This is a genomic window from Poseidonibacter sp., assembly GCF_041821165.1.
In the GTDB taxonomy this organism is placed as follows: domain Bacteria; phylum Campylobacterota; class Campylobacteria; order Campylobacterales; family Arcobacteraceae; genus Poseidonibacter.
The window spans coordinates 1-5,528 of sequence record NZ_JBGUES010000156.1 but is presented as its reverse complement, the minus strand read 5'-3'; the positions used below and the strand labels follow the sequence as shown (position 1 = coordinate 5,528).

At 25.5% G+C, this 5,528-nt stretch carries 5 protein-coding genes; 3 read left to right on the top strand and 2 right to left on the bottom strand.

Annotated elements, in window-relative coordinates; all coding sequences use genetic code 11:
* Positions 1 to 149 precede the first annotated feature (149 nt).
* Both ACERKK_RS10700 and ACERKK_RS10695 read left to right on the top strand, forming a co-directional pair.
* A complete protein-coding gene (locus ACERKK_RS10700) occupies positions 150 to 779 on the top strand; it encodes a hydrogenase-4 component G (RefSeq protein WP_373773070.1) in 630 nt (209 codons plus the stop codon).
* A 52-nt stretch (positions 780 to 831) separates the two neighbouring features.
* The gene (locus ACERKK_RS10695; RefSeq protein ID WP_373773069.1) at positions 832 to 1,209 is read left to right on the top strand and encodes a DUF302 domain-containing protein; all 378 of its coding nucleotides are present in this window, start codon (positions 832 to 834) and stop codon (positions 1,207 to 1,209) included.
* Positions 1,210 to 1,257: 48 nt separating this feature from the next.
* Here the strand turns inward: ACERKK_RS10695 and ACERKK_RS10690 are convergent, their stop codons facing one another.
* Positions 1,258 to 2,496: a DEAD/DEAH box helicase gene (locus ACERKK_RS10690; RefSeq protein ID WP_373773068.1), complete on the bottom strand. Its 1,239-nt coding sequence runs from the start codon at positions 2,494 to 2,496 to the stop codon at positions 1,258 to 1,260.
* A 176-nt stretch (positions 2,497 to 2,672) separates the two neighbouring features.
* Between ACERKK_RS10690 and ACERKK_RS10685 the strand changes: the two genes are divergently transcribed.
* Positions 2,673 to 3,110 carry an acyl-CoA thioesterase gene (locus ACERKK_RS10685; RefSeq protein ID WP_373773067.1) on the top strand — a complete coding sequence of 146 codons (438 nt, stop codon included), beginning with the start codon at positions 2,673 to 2,675 and terminating at the stop codon, positions 3,108 to 3,110.
* Positions 3,111 to 3,133: 23 nt separating this feature from the next.
* Here ACERKK_RS10685 and acnA read toward each other — a convergent pair.
* Positions 3,134 to 5,528, bottom strand: a 2,395-nt coding sequence (acnA, locus tag ACERKK_RS10680) for an aconitate hydratase AcnA (protein ID WP_373773066.1), incomplete at its 5' end; no start/stop codon positions are given.

The window sequence follows — 5,528 nt, the reverse complement described above, 5'->3', positions numbered from 1 at the left end:
AGGACTTTACAAAAGTAGATAGAAAACATAATATCAATACTTCATACCTTAAATTTAAACGAGAAAAACAAAATTAACTAAGAGAATTTTAACACATAGTGATATACAATGCTTATATATAGATTAAATTAAAATCAAAAGGCATTGTTATGAATGTAAACTTAGCTAATACTCAAAATATAAATGCATATAAACAAAATGCAAACTCAGATATCAAATCTGATAGAATGGCTGAACATCAATTAAAAAAAGATACAAAAACAGAAGAAAAAGATTTAGAAAAGACATTAAAAGATTCTGCTTTTTCTGTACAAATATCAATGAATGCTCAAATAGTATTATTTGCAATGGATTCATCTGATTTAGGAAAAGGAAATAGTCTTGTTCAAGCATCTTTAACAAATGAAAGAAAAGATGTATTAGACTTTTTATCAGGAAAAGAAGCACTTAATGGATTAAGCTTAGAAAAATTAGGATATGAAGGTAAAGCAATTACTGACTTATCAGAAGAAGAAGCTAGTGCTCTTATTGCAGAAGATGGTTTTTTTGGTGTTGAAAAAACTTCTCAAAGAATTTCAGATTTTGTTTTTAGTTTTGCAGGAGATGATATAGAACTTCTTAAAAAAGGAAGAGAAGGTATTGTTCAAGGATTTGAAGAAGCAAATAAACTTTTTGGTGGAGAATTACCTGAGATATCTTATAGAACGCAAGATAATGCATTAAGATTAATTGATGAAAAAATTGCTTCATTACAAAATCCACAAGAAAGTGAAGAATAAAAGCTTTTTAGCATAAATAAAATATTATAATTACGAAAAAATAGGAATATAAATGCAATATATTGAAGAATCAAAAAAGAGTGTTCAAGAAGTAGTAACTTGCTTAGAAGAAACAGTAGCAAAATACAAGTTTGGTGTACAACATATACATAATGTAAAAGAAAAATTAAAAAGTAAAGGTGTTGATTTAAAAAATGAGTGTCAAATAGTTGATATTTGTAATCCTAATATTGCATTAGAATTTTTAAGTCAAGATATGTCAATGTCAATAATTATGCCTTGTAAAATTTCTATATATCAAGAAGATAATCAGACAATTATTGCAATGAATTCTTTAACTCAATTAGTAGATGATATAAATCCTGATTTAATTGAATTAGCTCAAGATACTCAAGAAATATTACTTCAAATTATTGATGATATAAAATAAAAGCTATACGTTTAAAGTATGCTTTTATGATTTAACTAAGAGTGTAAATTAATTACTTTTATTCTCGTTTTGCTCTCTTAATTTATCTTTTTTACTTTTTCTTTTTCCCTTAATAGGCTCTTTACCTTTTTGTTTTTCTATTGGGTTTCCAATAAGTTCAAAACCTTCTACTTGTTCAAAATCTAATTTTATATTTGATCTTTTTTGAATTAATTTAAAATGTTCTTTATTTTCTAAAGTGATAAAAGATATTGCAAGTCCTGATTTTCCTGCTCTTCCTGTTCTTCCAATTCTATGAATATAATCATCAGCTGATCTTGGTAAATCATAATTAACAACACAAGAAATATCATCTATATGTAAACCACGAGCTGCTATATCTGTTGCAAATAAGATATTCGTTTTTTTTGTTTTAAAATTTTCTAAAGTAATATTTCTATCTTCTTGAATTAAATCACCATGAAAAGATTCAGCTTTTAATCCATATTTTCTAAATTTTGAAGCAATATTATCACTAGCTCTTTTATTTGCCATAAAAACTAAAACTTGTTCCAATTTTTCATTTGAAATAATATCTCTTAATAATGCACTTCTATTTTCTAAATTTACTTCTATTGCTCTTTGTTTTATTGTTTGAACTGTTGGCTCTTCAAATGCAATACTTACTTCTGTAGGGTTTTGTGTAATTTTTGATGCAATTTCTAACATTTTAGGAGGATAAGTTGCAGAAAATAGAAGGTTTTGTCTAATGTCTGGTAAAGAGTTTAACACAAGTTCTAATTCATCTTCAAAACCTAAATCCAACATCTTATCAGCTTCATCAAGTACAAAAAACTCAAGATTTGATAAATTAATTTGCCCTTTTTTTATAATATCAAGTAATCTTCCAGGCGTTGCTACAACAATATCACAACCTTTTTGAATATCTAATAATTGATCACCAATACTTTGACCACCTATTACACTTACAACTTTTGGCTTTTTTTCTAAAAATTCACTAAAAATATCAAAACTATTTGCAACTTGAAGAGTTAATTCTCTTGTTGGTGTTAATATTAATGCTTTAATTTTTGCTTTTCCTAAAGCTTTATTTTGAGAATAAATATTTAAAATAGGTAAAACAAAACTAGCAGTCTTACCACTACCTGTTTGTGCTTTTGCCATAATATCATGCTTTTGTAAAACTAAGGGAATTACCTTTTCTTGAATAGGTGTAGGTGTAGAATAATCATTTTGCTCTAATGCTTTTAATATTAAAGGGCAAAGATTAAATTTTGAAAATGGCATATATAGAATTCCTTGAAATTTTTATTGTATTTTAGGGGGTTTTAGCTTTAGAATTGGTTTTAAAACATTTTTGAGTATTTAAAGTTAAAAATAGTAAAAAAATAATAATAAATATTTAACTCTAATCTAAGAGCTTTTTGATAAACTAATCATAATAAAAATTTTGGAGTTTTAAAATGTTTACAGAAATAATACAACCTCGTTTTTTAGAAACTGATGCATTAGGACATATAAATAATAATACTTATGGTGTTTGGTTTGAAGCAGCAAGAGATCCTTTTTTTAGACTTTTTATTCCTGATTTAGATGCTAAAAAATGGAATTTAGTTATCGCTCATAGTTCATGTGATTTTTTAAAAGAAGTTTTTTATGGTAAAGAAGTAATTGTAAAAACAGCTATTCAAAAAATGGGAAATAGCTCTGTTGATTTAGTTCATGCGGTTTATCAAAATGGAAAACTTTGTACTATTGGAAAAGGTGTTATGATTCATTTTAATCATGAAACAAAAAAATCTATGCCTATTCCTGATTCGATTAGATATGAATTAAATAAACATTTATTTACAAAATCTTGGCCATTAACATTAGAAGAGTTAGAAATAATTACTCAATAATTTAAATACTTCTAGTTTAAAAACTAGAAAGTATTTTTAAGAAGATAAGATAAGATTCCACCATTTTTATAGTACTGTATTTGCTCTATTGTATTAAGACATGATAAAACAGTAACTTTAAATACCTCATCCTTTCTCTTGATTTCTATTTGTATTTTTTGATCTATTTTTATATTTTCAGTTTTAATAGAAATTAACTCATTTCCTTTTAAATTTAAACTTTTAATATCATCATCAATAAACTCTAAAGGTAAAATTCCCATTGATATTAAACTTGTTTTATACTCTTTAGAAAATGATTTTGCTACTATTGCCTGAACTCCTAATTGTTTAATACCTTTTACAGCCCAATCTCTTAGTTTACCTATTCCAAAATTATCTCCTGCAAAAATAACTAAAGGAGTATTCTCTTTTTTCATTTTTAAAGAAAAATCATAAAAGTTCATAATCTCACTACTTTGAAAATCTTTTGTATACCCACCCTCTTTTGGAGATACAATTTTATTTTTAAGTTTACTATTTGAAAGTGTTCCTCTTATCATAACTTCTTCATTTGCACTTCTATTTTCAAAAGAATTAAATTCATCAGGTTTTAATCCTTTACTCTGAAGATATGTTGCACAAGAAGAATAAGGTGCTATTGCTCCTTGTGGTGCTAATTGTTCACTTGTTATATTATCATCAAATAAAGCCATAATTTTTGCATTATTTATTTCAATCTTTTCTAAGTTTTTTTCTTCAAATATATGTGAAGATTGAATATATGTAGAGTTTTCATCCCATAAATAAGTATTTGTTTCTTTATATTCTATATTTTGCCAAGTTTCATCACCTATAAATATATTCTTATATACCTCTTTATATACTTTATAATCTAACTTTTCTAAATATTCATTTACCTCGTTCATACTAGGCCAAATATCACTTAAAAAAATATCTTGGTGTAATGATTCTATTGTAATATCAAAGTTCATATTTCCTTTTATACAATATACTATTAAAAGGGCAGGAGACATTAACCAATTTGATTTTATTAAAGGATGACTTTTTATTTCATTGTTTTGATTTGCTGAAATTAAAGAGGCTGTATTTAGATTAAATTTTTCAATATCTAAACTTACTCTTTGAACTAATTCATTAGAGTTTTCATAAGTAGTTGTATTACAGTATTCTTCAATTTCAAAACCAAGTTGTTCTAAATATTTTAATAAATCTAGTTTAAGTAAATACTCTTTTACAATTAAAGAATCTATTTTAAAAACTCTTTTTATATTACTATTTATTTTAAGTCCTAAAAGACATGCTTTTTTAGCTAAAAGTGCAGCTTGAATAAGCACTGTTGGATTAGAAGAAGATGCACAAGAGTTGATTGTAGCAAGAACAATATCATTGTCTTTTATAAAATTTCCTTTTTTAAATGATTCTAATTTACTTGCTACTTCTTTTACACAAATTTTATTTTGAAATGTTTTAGGACCTGCTACAAGAGGTTTGATTAAAGATAAATCAAATTGAATATACTCATCATAATCTAAAGTTTCAACACAATCAAACATTGATTGTTTTTTATAATAGTCTTTGATTAGTGATGCATCAACTCCTCTTGTTTGTTCAACAAAAGATATAGTATTATCATCAACTCCAAAATATCCACAAATTGCATTATATTGGGGTACAATATTTGATAAAATCGCTCTATCTTCTACTGAAATATGTCTTAATCCTTTTCCATAAAACTCTACAAATTTTCCACTAAGTTTATACTCTTTTAGTATATTACTAAGAGTTAAAACAGCATCTATTATACTAACACCTTGTGCTAGGGAACCTGTTATTTCAATTCCTACAACTTCTGGCAAGTTTAAAGAAAGATTTGAACCTAACATTAAAGATTCAATTTGAATAGTTGATACACCCCAACCTAATACTCCTAATGAATTTATCATTGTAGTATCATTATTTGTTCCTACAATTGTTTCAGGAAAAATAAAAACTTTATCTTCTATTTGTTTTACGCTTAACATTGTAGATAAGTATTCTAAATTCACTTGATGACAAAGTGCAGAACCAGATGGAATAACAGAAAAATTTTTAAATTTATACTCTGCCCATTTTACGAATTTATATCTTTCTTTATTTGCATTAATCTCATTTTTTATATCAGAAGAAGCAGTGTTTCTACTATTTCTATTATTACTATTTAAAGAGTTATCAATAACTAAATCAACCATAATTTTTGGATTTATTTGTTTTTGATTTTGGCTACTAATTAAAATTTCTTCTTGCATTGATGCAAAATCTACAAGTGCTGGAATTCCAGCGAAATCTTCCATAATTATTCTATTTGGATAAAAATTTATTTCATTTAGATTATCTCTTATTATAAAAGTATTAATAACTTCATCTATTTTATTTTCA